The organism is Bacillus sp. FSL W8-0519 (assembly GCF_038005585.1).
GTDB lineage: Bacteria > Bacillota > Bacilli > Bacillales > Bacillaceae_G > Bacillus_A > Bacillus_A paranthracis.
In genome coordinates this window covers 4,702,941-4,722,841 of record NZ_JBBOTL010000001.1, presented here as the reverse complement: position 1 = coordinate 4,722,841, position 19,901 = coordinate 4,702,941, and the positions used below count along the sequence as shown (strand labels likewise).

Annotated in this window: 15 protein-coding genes and 1 pseudogene; 8 read left to right on the top strand and 8 right to left on the bottom strand. The window is 34.3% G+C overall.

The genetic code is table 11. The annotated features are described in order from the left end of the window. Window positions 1-265: 265 nt before the first annotated feature. From NST14_RS24810 to NST14_RS24800, 3 genes are all read left to right on the top strand, one after another. Entirely contained in the window at window positions 266-1,111 is an 846-nt protein-coding gene (locus NST14_RS24810) for a GIY-YIG nuclease family protein (RefSeq protein ID WP_000229986.1), read from the top strand. A gap of 211 nt (window positions 1,112-1,322) precedes the next feature. Beyond that, window positions 1,323-2,252, top strand: a complete 930-nt coding sequence (locus tag NST14_RS24805) for a DUF4238 domain-containing protein (protein ID WP_000412632.1) — start codon at window positions 1,323-1,325, stop codon at window positions 2,250-2,252. Window positions 2,253-2,694: 442 nt separating this feature from the next. Beyond that, entirely contained in the window at window positions 2,695-3,588 is an 894-nt protein-coding gene (locus tag NST14_RS24800; protein ID WP_000462437.1) for a nucleotidyltransferase domain-containing protein, read from the top strand. A 6-nt stretch (window positions 3,589-3,594) separates the two neighbouring features. Here the strand turns inward: NST14_RS24800 and NST14_RS24795 are convergent, their stop codons facing one another. Next, entirely contained in the window at window positions 3,595-4,200 is a 606-nt protein-coding gene (locus NST14_RS24795; RefSeq protein WP_000272251.1) for a Cap15 family cyclic dinucleotide receptor domain-containing protein, read from the bottom strand. Between the two features lie 550 nt (window positions 4,201-4,750). Between NST14_RS24795 and NST14_RS24790 the strand changes: the two genes are divergently transcribed. Continuing rightward, the gene (locus NST14_RS24790; RefSeq protein ID WP_001177512.1) at window positions 4,751-5,437 is read left to right on the top strand and encodes a hypothetical protein; all 687 of its coding nucleotides are present in this window, start codon (window positions 4,751-4,753) and stop codon (window positions 5,435-5,437) included. 268 nt (window positions 5,438-5,705) lie between these two features. On the opposite strand, the gene NST14_RS24785 is transcribed toward NST14_RS24790, so the two are convergent. The 5 genes and pseudogenes from NST14_RS24785 to NST14_RS24765 form a co-directional block, all read right to left on the bottom strand. Next, window positions 5,706-6,266, bottom strand: coding sequence for a hypothetical protein (locus NST14_RS24785; RefSeq protein ID WP_000439122.1), 561 nt, complete (start codon window positions 6,264-6,266; stop codon window positions 5,706-5,708). Then, window positions 6,245-8,119, bottom strand: a complete 1,875-nt coding sequence (locus NST14_RS24780; RefSeq protein WP_000435834.1) for a tyrosine-type recombinase/integrase — start codon at window positions 8,117-8,119, stop codon at window positions 6,245-6,247. The genes NST14_RS24785 and NST14_RS24780 overlap by 22 nt, the downstream gene beginning before the upstream one ends. Beyond that, window positions 8,103-11,366: a tyrosine-type recombinase/integrase gene (locus NST14_RS24775; RefSeq protein ID WP_341119213.1), complete on the bottom strand. Its 3,264-nt coding sequence runs from the start codon at window positions 11,364-11,366 to the stop codon at window positions 8,103-8,105. Before NST14_RS24775 ends, NST14_RS24780 begins: the two co-directional genes overlap by 17 nt. Continuing rightward, on the bottom strand, window positions 11,363-12,703 hold the full coding sequence (locus NST14_RS24770) for a tyrosine-type recombinase/integrase (protein ID WP_000357774.1): 1,341 nt from the start codon (window positions 12,701-12,703) through the stop codon (window positions 11,363-11,365). Before NST14_RS24770 ends, NST14_RS24775 begins: the two co-directional genes overlap by 4 nt. Window positions 12,704-12,897: 194 nt before the next feature. Further along, window positions 12,898-13,329, bottom strand: a pseudogene (locus NST14_RS24765) (AIM24 family protein); the annotation flags it as partial. A 326-nt stretch (window positions 13,330-13,655) separates the two neighbouring features. Between NST14_RS24765 and cspD the strand changes: the two are divergent. Further along, a complete protein-coding gene (gene cspD / locus NST14_RS24760) occupies window positions 13,656-13,856 on the top strand; it encodes a cold-shock protein CspD (RefSeq protein WP_001193054.1) in 201 nt (66 codons plus the stop codon). 44 nt (window positions 13,857-13,900) lie between these two features. On the opposite strand, the gene NST14_RS24755 is transcribed toward cspD, so the two are convergent. Both NST14_RS24755 and NST14_RS24750 read right to left on the bottom strand, forming a co-directional pair. Beyond that, a complete protein-coding gene (locus tag NST14_RS24755; protein WP_000957376.1) occupies window positions 13,901-14,632 on the bottom strand; it encodes a yteA family sporulation protein in 732 nt (243 codons plus the stop codon). Between the two features lie 109 nt (window positions 14,633-14,741). Further along, window positions 14,742-15,695, bottom strand: coding sequence for a 1,4-dihydroxy-2-naphthoate polyprenyltransferase (locus NST14_RS24750; protein ID WP_000425747.1), 954 nt, complete (start codon window positions 15,693-15,695; stop codon window positions 14,742-14,744). A gap of 194 nt (window positions 15,696-15,889) precedes the next feature. Between NST14_RS24750 and NST14_RS24745 the strand changes: the two genes are divergently transcribed. The 3 genes from NST14_RS24745 to menH are packed head-to-tail and all read left to right on the top strand — an operon-like array spanning window position 15,890 to window position 19,844. Continuing rightward, complete coding sequence (locus NST14_RS24745; protein ID WP_000616745.1) at window positions 15,890-17,284, top strand: isochorismate synthase; 1,395 nt, start codon at window positions 15,890-15,892, stop codon at window positions 17,282-17,284. Beyond that, window positions 17,281-19,035, top strand: a complete 1,755-nt coding sequence (gene menD, locus NST14_RS24740; RefSeq protein WP_001059237.1) for a 2-succinyl-5-enolpyruvyl-6-hydroxy-3-cyclohexene-1-carboxylic-acid synthase — start codon at window positions 17,281-17,283, stop codon at window positions 19,033-19,035. The genes NST14_RS24745 and menD overlap by 4 nt, the downstream gene beginning before the upstream one ends. Next, window positions 19,032-19,844 carry a 2-succinyl-6-hydroxy-2,4-cyclohexadiene-1-carboxylate synthase gene (gene menH / locus NST14_RS24735; RefSeq protein WP_076855907.1) on the top strand — a complete coding sequence of 271 codons (813 nt, stop codon included), beginning with the start codon at window positions 19,032-19,034 and terminating at the stop codon, window positions 19,842-19,844. The genes menD and menH overlap by 4 nt, the downstream gene beginning before the upstream one ends. Window positions 19,845-19,901 lie beyond the last annotated feature (57 nt).

Genomic DNA, 19,901 nt, shown 5'->3' with positions numbered 1-19,901 from the left:
GAGAGTGATTTTATATTAGTCTAATTTAATTTTAAATAAACAGAATTGAATTTGAAAGGCTGTAACTATAATTTTTACCAGTTAGTAAAACATAGCAGTATAATGAGGATAAAAATGAAATTTTCGATATTGTATATTAAGGAGAGGACAGACGGTATATGAAAATAAATGAAATAGTACATGGAGTCGGATTTTATGCTGATAAAGCTTTAATTGGTGGTGTTTCATCTTATATAGACAATAACAACTAAAAGGAGATGTAAAAATGGTTGAACTTTATTTATCGGATTTATTGAAGCAATGTAACTATGACTTGAAAAAAACTCTACTAATACGGCATTCAATGAAACATAAACGCTTTATACAAGCTTATAGCGAGGGCTCTTTACGTGAATACACCCAACATCAAGACCCTGGCTTCTTTGATAGGTATGATAAGGTGATAGTATTTTCCGGAGATAAGGCTACAACAGCGAAGTATTTAAAATCGTATGAAGTAAGACATGGTGAGGAGCCACATATTTCAGATGAATGCTCGAAATTATTATATGAAAATTATAAAGAAAACATGATGCACCCTTTATTTGAAATCGATAACGATCCATTAGCCCCTTATGAAAACAAATTATTTATTGAATGGGGAGGGGCAGCTGTTAAATGGAATCAAAAAGCAACAAATCAAAAACGTATTACACAACTAATAAATACGAGCAAAGCTGCTTTCCCTGGATTTGAAAATGTGATATTAAAGTATAATCAGTTAAAGCAAATGTTTGAAGATAGTGATACATATGCAGATTGGCACACAGCGCTACGTTCAATTAATGCTATATATGCGATAACAGACTGTTCTAACGGTAAAATCTACATAGGTTCTTCTTACAATAAGGGTGGATTATTTGGTCGATGGAAAGATTATGCTAATAAGATACACGGAGGTAACAATGCACTTGAACGACTACATAAACAAGATGGTAATGCACATTTACAATTCCAATACTCTATTTTGAAGGTCTTACCTAGGGATATCACACCATTAGAAGCAATTGAAGTCGAAACTAAGTTGAAGCAAAAGCTACAAACAATTAAATATGGTTATAACGAAAACTAATTCTCGATAATAAGAGTATTAGAAAATACAAGATATACCAAGTGCTGCCGTTAAAGAACTTGAAAGATTGATACATAAAGAAATCAACAAGTTAAAAGATGAATAAATTAGTGGATTATTAATGCAATAAATTTGTCAAGAAGTGGCTTTTTTATTGAGTATGCACTTTGTTGTTTGCAGATTTTATCTAAATAATGCGGGGTGAACCAAAATGGAGAAAAAACGAGGACAGCATTATGTCTGGAGATATTATCTAACCTCATGGACTGATGATTCGGAAAAATTATCTTGTTTAAGAAATAATAATTTATTTCCAGCAAATCCAAAGAAAATCGCCAAGGCTCGAGATTTTTATAGACTAAGAGATCTTAGCCAAGATGAAATAGCTATTATTGAACAAGGCTTTATCAATGGTTATCATACTGAAGAGATTCAAAAAATAAATAGAGAATGGATAAATGTGTTTACATCCATATTTAGAGATAAAAAGGTTTTAGAGCAAAAAGGGGAGTGGGATGATAAAAAAGAAGCAGAATTGGATGTGCATATGAATAACCTTGTAGAGGATTTTCATAGTAGAATAGAAGATTTAGCTCTGCCGTATTTAGATTCTCTAAAAAATAGTAATTTAGATTTTCTTGATAGTGAAATTAGTAAATTTGATTTCATGTTTTTCTTATGTTTACAGTATTTCAGAACCAATATGATGAAGAATAACATACTCAAATCTTTTGAGTCAGGTTCAGTACCTATACCTTCTACTTTTATTGAAAATGTTTGGAGTGTACTTTATTTTATATTTGCTACAAACTTAGCTGTTACTCTTAGCTCAAGTAATTCATTTCGTTTCTTGATGCTGAAGAATAATAGTACTATACCTTTTATAACTGGTGACCAACCGGTTATTAATACACATGCAAACTACTCTGTATATGAAGAAACAAAAGAATTTGAATTATACTACCCACTCACTCCATCATTAGCTTTACTAATAACTGATTCAAACAATTACAACGAAAATCAGTCTATATTCGAAGTTCAAGAAAATGAAGTAACATTGTATAACAATTTAATTTTTAATGCATCTTATGAACAAATATTCGCAAATAATGAGACTGTCTTGAAAAGTTTTAAGAAATAATACTGTGTCCGTTTCACATTAGAAAACAATTGGGCGCTTTTCTGAGGGAAGAAAATTATTTATAGACGAACGGTCAAAAAACGAGCAATCTATTTTTATCAGTAGGGTACACACTATTAATAATAGAGGTTCTGATGCATTGCCATCAAGCCAATATTTTAAAGTACCTCCATGTTATCAAAATGGTTATAAGAAAGAATATGGCATTCGCCATCTTCTTTCTTATATTAAACATAATTTCACATTAAATTAATACTAAAAATTATTTTAATAGATAAGGAGCACCATGTTGGCCAGGGTGTATCGATGATTAACGATCATACAGTTGGTGTTAAATAGTAAAGAAAAAATAATCTTTAATTTATGTATACATTCGAAAAATGTTATATAATCTTATATAGAACTTTTCCATATTTAACCTATAATAGAACGGAGGAAAACAATGTTTGAATTAAAATCTAACGTAGAAGATACATGTCAAAATTGGTGTAAGCCGGCCAGTAAAACTGAATCACAAAAATGTGAAAATGCTTTGAGAATGATTAAAGATGCTATACGTGAATCTGATGAATTAAAGGAAATGAACATTCAAATAGTTCCTAAAGGATCCTATCATAATAATACCAATGTTCGTTTAAATAGCGATGTGGACATAGCGGTTGTTTTAAAAAATCCTTTCTTCGCTGATTATCCTAAGGGTAAGGATAAGGGTGATTTTGGAAATTTTACTAGTTCCTATAAATTTAGCGATTATCGCGATGCAGTTGAAAGGGCTTTACATAAAAAATTTGGATCTGAAAATGTAAACAGAGGAAATAAAGCCTTCGATCTTCATTCAAATTCTTATAGAGTGGATGCAGATGTAGTACCTTGTTTAGAACATAGAAGATATAAGGATGATGGGGCATACACAACCGGAACAGCCTTCGATGCTCGTTTCACTGGTGAACGTGTTGAAAACTATCCCGTACAACATTATGAAAATGGAACTAATAAAAACACTCAAACAAGTCGACGATACAAAAGAGTAGTTCGAATCCTAAAGAGACTTAGATACAAAATGAAAGAGGATGGACATGAATATGAAACAATTTCTTCTTTCCTTATAGAATGCTTAGTATGGAATGTTCCTAATGGTTACTTTGGAAATGCTAAATTATCCGAAGATGTGGAAGCTTCATTGGATTATTTAATATACAATACAAGCAATCCAGATCTTTGTGGAAAATGGGGAGAGGTTTCTGAACTTTTATATCTTTTCCATTCTGGCAGAAAATACACTCGTACTGAAGTAAATGATTTTCTAAAACATGCAAAAACATATTTATTTAATTGACCTCCCTTATACAGGGAGGTTTTTTTTAGATTTTCTTGTGAAATTCATAGACCCCGTTGTTTCACGACCTGTCCAATAATGACCTTCTAGCACAAAATCACCATCATGTTTGATTCTTAGACGTGTTGCACCATCGTGCTTAGGATTGATTTCACGGTCTTTATCAGCATCGTTACCATATAAATAACATAAAAATTTCTGTTTACCTTCATCTTCAATAATGCCACTTACGTAACTACTACTATAAGACTGATTTGTTTCCATTTTAATATGTATACTATCAAATTCATGGCGTATTTCAATTTTTGCTGGTATTGGTGGGAGTTTAGTAGTCGTCCCAGGAGCCATATAATTTGATTCAAGCGTACCTTCCCAACACCCACCTAGAAATGGAATATTAGTTATCTTACAAGAGTAGAATAAATCTGGGCATAACTTCCATAGAATTGTTTTAAAAATAAATTTATCTAGGATAATAGTTATACCAGCAGCAGAAGACGCTGTTAACAGAATAGAGGGATCAAATTTACCACCCTTTAAGTAAAAAATAAAAACAAATATAACAATTCCTAAACTAATTAAGTATCTATAATACAATTTCTGATCGTACATCATTCCTCCTCCTTTCTTAATAAGATTAATAATTAGTATATGGGATATAAGAAAAAAAGTCATTAATATACATTTGAAGAAAGTATTTCATCATGTTGATAAAAAAGGATTTTTAATTTGTTTAAAAAAATCCACTAGAGAAAGGTCCCCCTTTTACGTAAGTATTTTTTATTTTGTTCTGGTGAAAAAAAATTAAAGTTTTTGTAAGTAATCTTTTGGATTTAGATATACTTATATTATGAATCTAACAAAGGCGTGTTCAGGTGGAAGCATTATCAAACGAATATGATTTATAAATAGAAGCTCCATAAAATGTATTACAGCGGTTATAGAATACTATAAAAGAAGAATATGATTTTAAAGTAGCATGGGAGTTAAATTTAGATCAAAAATTTCTCCCTATTTTAATCCTGCTCAAAAAAATTAACCTTTCTGTATTGATGTAAATGATATGTGATCATAATATTATTTTGATTTTAATTGAGAGAGTTCGTATAATAGGGACTTGTTATTTAAATTGAATGTCTAAGTATACAAAGGAGCTTTATCAATGCAATTAACTGATGATCAATATTTAAAAAGAGAATTTTTTTGTCCACATTGTAAAGACGTTGCGGAACAATCATGGTTTACAATAAAACGAGAGCTTATTGAAGATCCTAGGGTATATCCTATATTTCAGGAAAACAGTTCTTGGGATCAGATCGCTGATATCATAGCTGATAGGGATGACGCTTCTAAATTTATAAATTGGAGCTTTGACATTAGTACTTGTGGTTTATGTACGGATTATGTAATTTGGGTTGATAAAACTCCATTACGTAGAAACTCTAGTATTATTCCACTACCACATGAAAGTATGCCAGATCATATTCAGCAAATATATAATGAAGCGGAAAATGTATTTTTTACTTCTCATAAAGCAGCTAACATGTTATTAAGAATAGCGCTAAAAGAACTTCTCCAATACATAGAGGAGAACGGATTAACTAATTGTAATTCTGATAAGCAATCAATGAAATTAGATGCTAGCATAAGTCATGTATTAAAGTACTTGAAAATTTTTGGGGATGAAAGTCATTTAAGCTCTTGTCTTAATGATGGAGAGGTAGTGAGGACAGAAGAGGTTACCTTAATTATGTTTGACTTAGTAAATCTTATTGTAGGAGATAAACTTCATACTGGGAAAAAAGCGAAAGAAATTAAACAAAAATTAACTTTATTAAGGAGGAATTAGCTGGGGTACGTAACAAATAAATTTAATATGTCATAGGTTTATGTATAATTTAAAATTATTTTATGCTAAAAATAAATCAATTTCTTATTATAGGAATTGGTTTGTTTTTAACATAAAATAAAAATAATCGGAAGTTCCTTTGTATTAATTAAAGCCAGTAAAATAAACTGCACTCCAATTTTTAGTTTTATCTTTAACAATTGGAGTGCAGTTTTGTTAGGATTCAATTAGGAACAATGTTTATGGAAGTGGTTTAAATAAATTAAATTTAATCCTGATTAAATGAAACGACATTTTCTTTTTTATTTCGTAACTTCCTAAGTTCTAAATCCATATCATTTAGTCTTCTAACAAGCTTAGCACGTTCTAAGCCTAATAACTCATTTCTTTCGGTAAGTCTATTAACCTCATCTTGCAAACATTCATTATGCACTTTCAAATTATTAAATTCTATTTGGTCTATAATGGTTCTATCAAGAAACTTCTCAAGTTCTGATATTCGTATTTGCTGTTTACCTTGTTTGTTTTTGGATAATAGGTCTTGATTTTCAATATCATTAATACGTTCTTCAATATATAAACGCAATGTATTTGGGTTATTGTAAACGGTGCTTTTAGAGATATTTATCGTATTACATATCCCTCGAATATTGAAGTTTATGGATTTGATTTCTTCAAGTGCTTTATTGATCCGTTCTTCGGTTTGAAGAAAGTATTGTTCGATTGTAATAAATTGTTCTTGTGTACTTTCCTTATAACGATTTAAATCACCTAAGTTAAACTGCTCTAAACGTTCCTTAGTTGCAGCTATAATGTTTTCTCGTTCCATACCTGCACTTCCTTCTCAATATCACTAATGCTCTCGATGATTTCCGTCAATTTAGGATATTTATTTTGAACTCCTTTGAAACCAAGCTTACCTACCTCATCTTTAAGCAATTTTAACTCTGGACATAATTTTCGCTCAATATACTTTTTGATACCTTTTAATTCTCTTTCAAATTCGTTACGATACTTTTGATTTTTCCTATACAAGTTTTGATTGTGTGCAATGATGCTCGCTTTTTCCTGGAATCGTTTTATTGAATATGGTAAATCATCTAACGAATGAATCTGAACACCGATATAATAAGCATCATTAATACTTGATATATATTCATTTCGTTTACAAATTTTATCAAAAGCTTTTGCGCATAAACCTAATTCCATATCAGCAATTGGATTATTAGTTCTTGAAAGTCTAGATATAATCTCCTCTATATCTATGAAAATGTTAAGTTTATTTTTTTTCAAAAACTTATTTATTCGATCGTAAACGCCCTGATATTCTTCAGATTGAAGTTCTTCTTTTATATATTTATCAGATGTTGCATCTATATCTGTGATAAGCGTAGAACCGTCCTTTGATGACCTTTTGTGTAACGTTTCGATTGCATTCACGTTGAATTTTTCCATCTCTTCAAGCCGAATATAATGATTGGTCATTTCTTCGGTTAAATGGTTCATATGTTGGCGGATGAAATCTAGATGATAACCTCTATTGTATAAAATGGTAGCTAGTACAACTCGGTATTGATGGAAAGTAACATAATATATATATCTATCCATTTCATCATCTGGAATAAAATTTGCAATTTTAAAATTTCTCTTTCTCGTTACGGCAAATTGCTTTACTTCGTGGTCGGCAATTTTATGGAGTTGTAATACATTTTGATGTCGATAAAAGAATTCCACTAGACGGAGACGTAATAACGTTTTTGATACATTAGTTCCTTTATTGTTAACAAATAAGTATCGAGAATTTCTTCTTTCTCTGTATAACTCAGTAAGCGTTTTATAAGCAAGTAGGGCATTCTCCGTAATAAAACTTCTAGTCCATTTGAAATTTTTTTCTTTAACTGTCTTGTAAGTCTTAAAGTTTAAATAGTAAAAGGATTCATTTTCACCCTTAACACTTATTTCGTCTAACATACCTACTTCCAATATTCTAAATTCGCCAATACGCATTCCAGTTTCCGCACATAAAACAATCATACAAGCCGCAGCACGTCGATTGATTGATAATTCCTTATTGCGTATATCCTGAATGGCAATAGAAATTATGTTGTTGTGTACTTCTATCGGAACAAACTTATGTTTCCCTTTTTCTCTCTCAATTTTAACTTTTCTTGTGTTATGTGTATTAAGATACTTATATACCTCCGAAAAGTTAACTTCTGGTACTCTAAGTTCAATTTCCGATAAAAAGTTCCTAATGGCTGTTTTTTTGTCAGATAGAGCACGTTCAGTTTTAGTGTCGCTTAAAAACTCTTCAAGAAAAGGAATATCAATAAGATTTGGATAGAACGTATGATTTTCAGTTAAATACCTAATTAAACCTTTTACGACATAATATTTAGCTTTTACAGTGGTGAACCGATTATGGTGGTTAAATAGTTGTCTTAAAATCATATATTTAGCGTAATTTTTATATGTTGCATCAAATTGGGAAAAATTATAAGTATATGCCCAATCCTCACCGGAAAATCTTTTAAATTCGTCAAACACCCATAAATCATCCGAGAAATTTAAAGAAGGGGTTACAGGGAAATCCACAAATGTCTTGGGTTTTATATCGATAAGTTCTACTTGCACATCTTCATAGGTTGGTAAGTTTCTTATGAACTCAAGCTTCTGCTCCATCTTGCTCGCCTCCAATTTTTTCGAGTAACTTTACATAATAGGCTGTATATAATTTGAGTTGAGCATCGATGATGTTTCGTTCTTGGCTATTTAACGTAATCTCTTTAAGTGTTTTTAGCCTCGTAATTTGCTCCTTAAATAACGGTATTCTATTCGTGGTGGTAGCAAAATGGGGGCAAATAAGGCATTCGTATTGCTCCTCGTCAGTTACACAACCTTCCTGTTTACATCCACCAAGCCCATCCTCTACTGGATTAAGATCCTCAACATTTTTTTTATCTAAAATATTTCCATAAACATCGACCCCTGAAATTGTAACCCCTGCAAAAATTTCGCCATATTTTTGGGCTTCGGTTGTTTTACGGTAATACCTCCTAGCGGTATGAACACCATTACCTGCCATTTCTGCGATTACGGCAGTTGGTAGTCCATCATTTATACCTTCGGTATATAAATTGTCTATATAAGTAGCTCGAAGGGAGTAAGGACGGTATTTGTTATGAAGTTGTCCTTCTAATTCTTTTTGAATCTTGGAAAAGGTGTGTATAAACTGCCAGACTATCTCTATGATCCTACCTTTCCTCCAAGTGTCTTCTTTCAAAAAAATATATTTTGCAGAATCTGTATTTGCTTTACTATGTGCATCTTCTGTGAGACGTATGGCCTCTTCAATAAGGTTAATTTTCTCCATTGTTAGAGTTGCTTTTATTTTTTGGTTGCCAGATGTTTTTGAATGATATTGAATTACGCCAGTTTGGTCAGACTTCTCTAAAATACAGTCTCTTTCCAGGGCTAATATTTCTCCCGAACGAAGTTTGGTTGTTGTAGCCAAGTCGAAAACTATATAACAAAGCTCCCCTATAATTCCTTGTGATCTTTGTTCTTGAAACTTTTTAGTAAATAAATCTACATCATGTTTAGTCATAGGTGTACCACCATCATAATCTATCGGTGTTTGCTTGAGTAAATCGATTAACAACTCTGGAATTTGATATTTATCTTTATAAAATTTCAAATAAGCTCTACTACGCTTGACATATTGATTCATAGTACTTGGTTCCTTAGTGCCTATGTAGAACCCCCATTGTTCCAAGGAATCCGCATTAACAAGACCAGTGAAATTGCTTGATTGCTTATAGCTAGAAATAAAATTCAGTAAATCAAAGTTCGTATAAATACCTCTTGTCACCGTGCTTACCGACATACTAGACTGTTTCCAAATGTAATATTTCAAATCTTCACGAAAAGATTTGTCTTTAACCTTTGTAAAATCAATCCCCACAGGCTTGAATTTTAAAACGCTTGCATAACCATCATGAGGTATTAGATGCCATCTATTTTCTAACGGGACATCTTCAAATGAATTATATGATATTAGTTTATATCCTCTGTCATACATAAGAGAAAAGGAGTTGCTGCTTAACATATTTTCGTTGTAGAGTGTTCCTTCGAAGATATTATGTTGAATATTTTGCTCTTTAATAATTTTACAAAGATACACATAAAAACGAATAAGGGAAACAGAAAAATTCCTTATTTTAGTAGTGTTGATAATATTCGCTTTCTGATAAAACCTGTACTGCTTTTTTAAGACCTCGAATGTGAAATCAGTAATGGATTGGGGCTCTTTTTCCACCGCCAATAAACTATAACGAAATAAATAAATGAATTGTCTTATAGGATTGTGTTGTTTACTGTTAGCTTCACTTGCATAAAATCCCAAGAGCAAGTTTTTAATTTCGTCATTGCAGATATTTAAGTTAAATAAGATAGGAAACCTTTTATCGTCACCTGGAATTAAATGTAGCTGATTTGGTGAACTTTCAAGAGGAAAATTAGTACCTACTTTATCCAACCAATAATCACTCAGTAAATTGTTCATTTTAGAGGACTTTCGTTCTTCATAAAGTAGAAACTCTTTATATTCTCTGAGTTCAGTGAGACCTTTTGTATTTAAATGTACATTTTCTATGATGTATCGATATAATTGCGACAACAATTTTCTCGCCATTTTTTGGCCCAGTTCCCCAAAGTTTTGAACACGGATACTCTTCATGCTTAAACAATACTGTTTCCAAGAAATAAGTTCGATAGTATAGTTCTCAAATATGGAAATTAACCATTGCTCAAAATATTTATGAACTGCTCCACGGTTGCTCTCTGTAAAAGCCTGTTGGGAATATACCTTCTCAAAAAAATTGAAAAATATGAACTTAAACTCTTCGTCCTTTAGGTGGTTTTCTATATGCTGTTCTAAATTCTCTTTTACTTCATTTAATAGGTTAACAGTTCTTACTACCTCACTTTTATATTTTCCACCATAGAAAGTTATATTACGTTCGTTGTAGTTTGTCCCCTCAAAGATATTATGTTGAATATCCTGCTCTTTTATAACCGTACAAAGATACGAATAAAATCGAATTAGATATTTAGTGAACCTAAAATTTTCACTACGTTTTTGTGTGTTAGCAACATTTTCTTTATTCGCACTCTTATAAAACCTATACTGCTTTTCAAATACTTCAAATGTGAAATCAGTAATGGATTGGGGCTCTTTTTCTATCGTCATTAAACTGTACCGAAACAAGTATACAAAGTGGCTTAATGCAAGTTCTGGTCGACGTTCGTTCAGAAAAAATCCTATAAGTAAGTTTTTAACCTCACCTTTGGACATGTTCAAGTTAAGTATATTAGCGAAACTACTCTTATTGTTTCTTATTTTTAATTGACCTTCTGAAAAAAAATGCAGCTGATCTAGTGAACTTTCAATAGGAAAGTTAGTGCCAATTTTTTCGAAGAGATCCTCGCTCATCCAATCAGCACTTCGCTCTTCCCAAATTAGAAATTCTTTATGCTCTTTGAGTTCAGTAAAGCCTTTTGTATCCGAATGTACATTTTCTATAATGTAATGATAAAATTTTGATAACAATTTTCTTGCTGTTTTTCGTTTTGAAAGATCCCAATCTTGAGTACGGATACTCTTCATGCTTAAACAATACTGTTCCCAAGAAATGAGTTCGATAGTGTAGTTCCCAAATAGGGGAATTAAGATGTCCTCAAAATGGCGTCGGAAATCCCGAATTTCTCCAGACGGAAAAGCTTGTTGTTCATAATTGTCCTCAAAAAAACTCCAAAATAAGGACTTAAACTCCTCGTTTTTTAGGTGGTTTACTATATGCTGTTTAAAAAGTCCTATTACTGTACTCGATAATTTAGTGGTTTTAACTGGCCTTTTAACTGTTATCATAGATTTAATCCCCGCTTAGTGAGTTCATCTTGCTTAATAGCGAAATCTATTAAATCGTCTTCCGTAGGGTTAAAGTATTTCTTAACGCTACTCGTATATGAATGCCGCATAACGTGAGCTAACTTAAGTTCATCAAACCCTTCTGATAAAACTTTAAACATTGCAAAACCGTGACGAAAGCGATGGTTCAAGTTGTCAGTTTTCTTTCCTGTGTCAATTTTAATTCCAACTTCTTGAAAAATTTTTTTCATAATTTTATTCCAAGCTCCACTAGTTATTGGCGTGTAGTTCTTACTAATAAAAATATATGCGTTTCTATCAATATCAATTGAGCTAACTTTATCGGCTATATTTTTCAATGAGTAATTTTCAAATGTTTTATCACTCATTGAAAAAGGGGAGGTAGTTTCATCAATGTATTCTTGAATCAAGTCAAACGTTTCAGGTGTAATTTTGACAATTTGGATACCTGCATCTTCTTCACTATAAATAGGGTTATTGTAAGTATCGCGTGATATAACCTTTAAACAAGCTTTTGCGTATTGCCAAGGCTTATCTGTTAAACGATTTCTTAATATTAGTCGACATTTGTTTTTCTGTTTTGTTATATCTTCACCGTGAATATCCTCCAGGGTTAAACCTAAAACTTCACCGATTCTAAGTCCGTATTCGTACATCAATTTAACAATAATCTTATCGCGAAGTGTATATTTATCCTCAATTAATTTAGATATTTTTAAATATTCGGAATATGTTATGTATTTTGGAACCACTCTTGATTTGACTTCCTTTAAGTTTATTGAGTATGCTTGTACTTCTAGCGCATTATCTTTAGAGTTAAAAGCATTTCCACTACCTATGATTTTTTGCGTTCCGCTTATTTCTTCAAATATGTTGTCTTTTATCCCTAAATATTGAAAAAAGCTTCTATACACGCCAAAATAATTATTTATAGTGTCATTCTTTCGAATGGTCTTAAAGTCATATGAAATATAGCGCCCAATATTTTGTCCACCTTTTAGGAAAGCTATAATTTTGTTCTTATCATCCACATCTAAATAATTTATGTCCGTATTAAAAAGCTCAATGTATGAGTAAAGCAATTTCAAAGCACGAAGTGCTTGATCCCTTTTACTAAATCCACTATTTCCTAATTCTACGTTCAAATATTTATAAGCCTCAAAATAAGATTTCCCATTCGTGCCTATAACCATCATATATGTAAAATCGTTGTATGTTTTGGTGATACCAGCTACCATAACTTCATAGGACTGACCTCCTCTAATCCTCTTATATTTATTTCCAAAATACCCCTTATACTCAAAAATCTTATCCATACATTCACCTACTCTCTAAAAACTTTAGTAACCCCTAGGATTCTTAATAGTCAGAATACTATAACGAATGTATCATTATATTGGACATCACGCAAGGTAGCTTATTACAATTAGAGCATAAAAAAAATAAATTCTTGTGTTTCTTATACCCTTAACAACTTATTCTGTTGGACACAAACATAAGGTTGAATAACTTCACCACCGAAGAAACCAGTTCCTATTTTTTTCGTAAACTCAATGCCGATAGAAACGCCTTTTGCGGCACAAAGAAACGCATCTTTTTGACAAACTACTTTCCCTTGATATTCTGTTAAATCTACAGGAATAATTTTACCCGGATAAGGAGCAGCAAAGGATACGTGACGCTTGCCGTGACCTGTATTTGTAAATACAGTCATAAACATGCTTTCCCCTGTAACGAGACGCTTACCAGCGCCCATTAACTTTCCGAATAAACCTCCAGATGGTCCAGAACCATCACCGAAGATTGTTTCCATTTCGATGTAATCTTCCATCATCATCATTGCGCCAGCTTCTGCAATAACGCTTTCTTCTGGGTCTAACTCAATTTCAACAAACTGCATATCATCGCCGTATAATTTATACTCGATTTCATGTGCTTGCATTTTTTTCACCTCATAAATATGTAGTAATTATATTGTACAGAAATTATTAGAATTAGAACACTATAGTTTTGTTAATTTTCCAATAAAATATGAATATGGAAGTTCAACATTATATTAAAATTATAAAAAAATAATGGAATGAAAGTGTTCTCATTTGACGTTTTGGATATAGCGTGATATAGTGAAGTCACTATTGAGCTACATAATGTGGTACGGAAATAAAGCACGTTGAATTAAAGGCTGTAAGCTTGTTATACATTCATGTCCTTTATATCCACCTTTTCATGTGGATTCATAGTTTCATTTTTATTTAGGAGGTACATGACATGCAAACAGGTAAAGTTAAATGGTTCAACAGCGAAAAAGGTTTCGGTTTCATCGAAGTTGAAGGTGGAGACGATGTATTCGTTCACTTCTCAGCTATCCAAGGTGACGGATTCAAAACTTTAGAAGAAGGTCAAGAAGTTTCTTTCGAAATCGTTGAAGGTAACCGTGGACCACAAGCTGCTAACGTTACAAAAAACTAATTAGCTAGCGATAAAAAGCATTCCGATTTTCGGAATGCTTTTTTTTATTCTTTGGAACTCGACTCATTTGAAGATAATTCGCCCTTAAAGGTACGCTCTTCAAAGTCATCAAGCATTTGCTCATATTCTTCATGTTCTTCCGTAGCGAAAACTTGCGGATTTTTTCCATACATATCTGTACCGATAAAGTTTTCAAAATCCTCTACGTAGCCTACGTTTTCTTCACTATTTACGTACATGCCGTTATAGTTTTTCGAATCTTGTCTTTCTAAATCAGATGGTGTTTCAGATGTTCCGTAATTGGCAACATCTTGCCATGCATCTTCTGCATCATATTCAACAGAACGATCTTCATCATGTTTGTGGAAAGAAGGAGATAACACTTCTTCTTCGACTGGTCGTGTATTCATATTTAACTTATTTGTCGCGTGCTGGATGCATGTTGTAGCAGTCGGCATTGCTTCTAATCTTTCAAATGGAATTTCTTCACCAGATACTTCGCAAATGCCGTAAGTACCCGCTTCTATTTTTTGCAGGGCATGTTTCGTATCCTCTAGCTGTTTATGCCAAAGTTCAATAAGCCCGAAGTCTTTTTCACGTTCATATAGCTCTGTTGCCATATCAGCCGGATGGTTATCGTAGCTAGATAATTCTCCAACAGATTCACGTTCAGATGCACGATCTTCATTTTCGTGTGTTTGTATCGTTTGCTCTAGTTCTTGTTTTTGTTTTTCTAAAACGGATTTAAATTGATTTATTTGTTGTGGAGTTAACATAGTCGTCCACCTTCCTACAATTCAGTTTCTTTACATAGTATGAGCGTTGCGAGTAGGAATTATGAGCTGAAATTGGTATATGAAAAAGGAGCCGCATTAGCAGCTCCTTTTAAAGGAAATATCCAAGTAATAATCCGATTCCCATGAGGAGACCGAAGATTGTATTTGTTTTTGCTGTTGCTATCATCGCAGGTACCATTTCCATTGGAATGCTTTTGCCGATAAAGCCTTTCGTCGCTTTAAATGCTTTCGGTGCACTTAAAAATACGATAAGCATCCATGGTGATACAATGCCCACGATAATTAAAGCAATTGTCCAAATGTAGGAAACGATGAACATAGAAGCAAGTACACCGACCGCTCGCTCGCGTCCAACGAGAATGGCTAACGTTTTACGACCGTTTTCTTTATCGCCATCTAAGTCACGGATGTTATTAGCTAGTAAAATGGCACCAATTAAAATGGAGCTTGGAATAGATAGTAAAACGACTTCTGATGTTACAGTTCCAGTTTGAATAAAGAATGAAATCCCGATAATAATGACACCCATAAATAATCCGGCTGTTAACTCTCCAAATGGTGTATAGGCAATTGGAAGTGGACCGCCTGTATAAAGGTAAGCAACGGCCATACAAACAAGACCGATTGCAGCAAGCCACCAGCTAGAATTCATACAAATATAAACACCTAATAGTATTGCGATGCCGAAAAATCCAAATGCTAAGTTAAGCACTGTTTTTGGCTGAATGCCATCGCGAACGATAGCGCCGCCGATACCAACTGAACCTTCGTGATCAAGTCCTCTTTTGTAATCAAAATATTCATTAAACATGTTTGTTGCTGCCTGAATGAGAAGACAAGCAAGAAGCATTATAAGGAAAAGAGGGAGATGTATTTGATTTATACCTCCGACCTGCATTGCATAGGCTGTTCCGATGAAAACAGGAACGAAAGCTGCTGTTAATGTATGGGGACGTAGTAAACTCCACCAAATGCGCCAGCCTGTTTGCTTGCTTGGCTTTGGCGCCGTAGGAGAGGAATTCGTTTCGACGTTCATTTCCATGTTGAATCCTCCTTTGGTCACATATTGTACACAACTAAGTGTAGAAAAAGCATCATTTAGTGTCAACGTTTATTTTCTAGGAAGAGAAGGTGAATTTCTCAGAAATGCTAAACGTTGACAGGCCTTTCGTTTGAGGTGTATCTTAAAATCAAGCGTAATTATGACTATTTTTCGCCCATAGGGGGGAGACAATTGTGATTCAAACGAAACAAAAAGGCTTGCAGGAAGTTCTAAGTGCAGCCATTAAGCATGCAACTGATGAAAAAATATTGGTTAGTTTTGTAAAAAAAATAGACTGGATGGATCCACTTCTGTTTTATGCAGCAGGAAAAAGGATCTCATTCGAAAATAGATGTTATTTTGCAGACCCAGCTCAGCATGTAATATTTGCTGGAATTGGTTCTGTTTTCACTATAGCAACTGCTTCTCACAAACGCTTTCAAACTGCTCGTGACGAGTGGGATAAAGTAAAAGAGAAAGCATTTGTACAAAGAGAAAGATACGAATTTGGAACAGGTCCTCTTTTATTTGGTGGATTTTCATTTGACCAAGAAAAAGAGAAAACAGATTTATGGAAAGAATTTGATGATACGACATTTTCACTACCGGCATTTTTATTAACTGTAAAAAATGAAAAAGCATGGTTAACAATGAATACATTCGTTTCAGCAACAGATTGTGCAGAAACTCTTTATAACGAAATTGTTTCTTTAGAAGAGAAAATTTTTGAGGAGAGTAAATGTGCACTAGAAGGATCGAAATTAACAGTTACTTCTAAAGTAGAAGTGGATCCGAAAGGCTGGATGAAGTCCATTGAGAAAGTGCAAGATGAGATGAAGCAGGGGAACGTGCAGAAGGTTGTATTAGCGAGGGAGCTAAAAGTAGAGATGGATCATCATATTGATTCTGCGCTTGTTTTAGAAGCACTTCGCATTGGGCAACCAGATTGTTACGTATTTTCTTTTGATTATAAAGGAGCATGCTTCTTAGGAGCGACGCCAGAGAGATTAATTCGCAAAGAAGATGAGAAGTTTACTTCAATGTGTCTTGCTGGTTCAACTGGTCATGGTCAATCTATAGAAGAAAGTAAGCGAAATAGTGATGCGCTTCTTCATGATGAAAAGAATTTAGCTGAACACGGTTATGTTGTGAACATGATTCGAGGAGTATTAAATGAGCACTGCGAATCCGTTAATATTCCGGAAAGTCCAGGTCTATTAACAACGAAAAACTTAATTCATTTATATACGCCTGTAGAGGCAAAAGGCGACGCGAGTCTTTTAACGATGGTAGAAGAATTACATCCAACACCAGCTCTTGGCGGGACACCTCGTTTAGAAGCGATGAAACTAATTCGTGATGTTGAATTGTTAGACAGAGGATTATATGGTGCACCGATTGGCTGGATAGATGATGAAGGAAATGGTGAATTTGCGGTTGCACTTCGCTGCGGATTATTAAATGGAGAGAAAGCATCCTTATTTGCCGGTTGCGGGATTGTAATTGATTCAGTACCGCAACTTGAATATGAAGAAACAAGTTTGAAGTTTAGACCGATGCTTGGTGCTTTGGAGGAATTAATGAAATGAACAATCATATAGAAGCATTATCATATTATTTAGGCGCGTTCGTGGATGAACTGACGCGTCTAAATGTATGTGATGTTGTCATTAGTCCAGGCTCACGGTCAACGCCGATTGCTCTACTAATGGAACAACATGAAGGAATGAACACATATTTACATGTAGATGAAAGATCTGCAGGATTTTTTGCGCTCGGTATTGCAAAAGCGAAAAAACGTCCTGTTGCATTATTATGTACGTCAGGAACGGCTGCAGCGAACTACTATCCAGCTGTATGTGAAGCTTTTCATTCTCGAGTGCCGCTTATCGTCTTAACGGCAGATAGACCGCATGAATTAAGAGATGTCGGTGCACCACAAGCGATGAATCAAATTAATTTATACGGCACGTTTGTGAAGCAATTTACAGAGATGGCACTTCCAGAAGCGAATGAGGCGATGTATCATTACGCTCGCATGACAACGCAGCGCACGATAGCAAGCGCGCTTTTAGCACCGCAAGGACCTGTTCATCTTAATTTTCCGGTTCGCGAACCGCTTATCCCGGACTTCTCATTAGAAAGTTTATGGGATAAAGGACGCGGAGAATATACAGGAGTAGTTCAGCAAGGGAACGCGGTGATGCCGAGTGAATATGTAGATTCTCTTGTAGGGCGCCTTTCACATATGGAAAAGGGGCTTATTATTTGTGGAGATGATAGTCATTCAGAAATCGCAACGTTTGCAACGCAACTAGCTGAAAAAACGGGATATCCAATATTAGCGGATCCACTTTCTAACATTCGTAGCGGGCACCACGACAAAACGATGGTAATTGACTGTTACGATACATTTTTACGAAATGAATTGTTAAAAGAAACGTGGAAGCCGGACGTTTTAATTCGCTTCGGTGGTATGCCTGTTTCGAAAGCATTAACGCAATTCATTAAAAAACAGACGAAAGCCGTTCATATCGTTGTTGACGAATCTGGACAATGGAGAGATCCGGCTCTCGTTGCAACAGAAGTTGTCCAAGCGAGTGATATTGCATTTTGCAGTGCACTAATAGAAAAAATGCCAGTTATGAAAAAGAATGATTGGTCCCAAATGTGGCAACATATAAACGAAAAAACGAAGGAAACGCTTCGTGAAATGGAAACATATGATACGGCATTTGAAGGAAGAGTCATTACAGATATTGTCCGCGTATTACCAGAAGGGGCAACGTTATTTGCAAGTAATAGTATGCCAATTCGTGATACAGATTCTTTCTTCTTCACATCGGATAAAGACATTCAAGTAATGGCAAATCGCGGTGTAAATGGGATTGATGGGATCATTTCGACAGCTTTAGGAGCGAGCATGATTTGCGATCCACTTGTATTAGTGATTGGTGATTTATCATTCTATCACGATTTAAATGGACTACTAGCCGCAAAATTACATGAATTAAACATAACGATTGTCGTTGTAAATAATGACGGTGGCGGTATTTTCTCATTCTTACCACAGTATGAGAAAAAGGAACATTTCGAATCGTTATTTGGAACACCGATTGGCCTTGATTATGAGCATGTTGTCAACATGTACGGTGGTTCATTTAGCCGTGTAAATGGCTGGGAGCAATTCCGAGAAGAAGTACAAAAAGGAACAACGACAGAAGGTTTACACGTTGTGGAAATTTGTACGAACCGTGATGAAAACTTAACGTTGCACCGTACGTTATGGGCAAAAACACAGGACGTAATTACTACATCGTTGCAAGGTGAATCAAAATGAACGTAACGCTGCAAGGTGTATCGTATGAATATGAAGTAGTCGGAAGCGGGGAACCACTTCTACTTCTTCATGGTTTTACGGGAAGCATGGAGACGTGGCGTTCCTTCGTTCCTTCTTGGAGTGAGCAATTTCAAGTCATTTTAGTAGATATTGTTGGGCACGGAAAAACGGAAAGTCCTGAAGATGTGACGCATTATGATATTCGAAATGTAGCGTTGCAAATGAAAGAACTACTAGATTACCTTCATATTGAAAAGGCGCACATACTTGGCTATTCAATGGGCGGTAGACTGGCGATTACAATGGCGTGTCTATATCCAGAATATGTACGCTCTCTTTTATTAGAAAATTGTACAGCTGGGCTTGAAAGGGAAGATGAGCGAAAAGAACGCTGTGAAAAAGATGAGCGACTTGCTCAAAAAATTGAGCGAGAAGGCATCGAAAGTTTTGTATCGATGTGGGAAAATATTCCGCTGTTTGAAACGCAAAAACGTTTAGCACAAAACGTACAAGAAGCAGTGCGAAAAGAACGACTTGCTAACAATCCAAAAGGGCTCGCAAATAGCTTGCGCGGCATGGGAACAGGGGCTCAGCCTTCATGGTGGAATGAGCTGCAAAACTTAAAAATGCCTGTTCTTTTAATGAATGGAGAGTATGATGAAAAGTTCTTTTGCATATTAAAAAATATCGAAAAATGCGTCTCTGACGCGAAATTTGTCAAAATTGATGGTGCTGGTCATGCAATTCATGTGGAACAACCGGAAAAGTTTGATACAATAGTAAAGGGATTTCTAAAAACTATGCAGTGATGCTTTTTTCAGTTAAGAATGAAGTTACACTTATAGAGGAGATCAGAAATATACAAG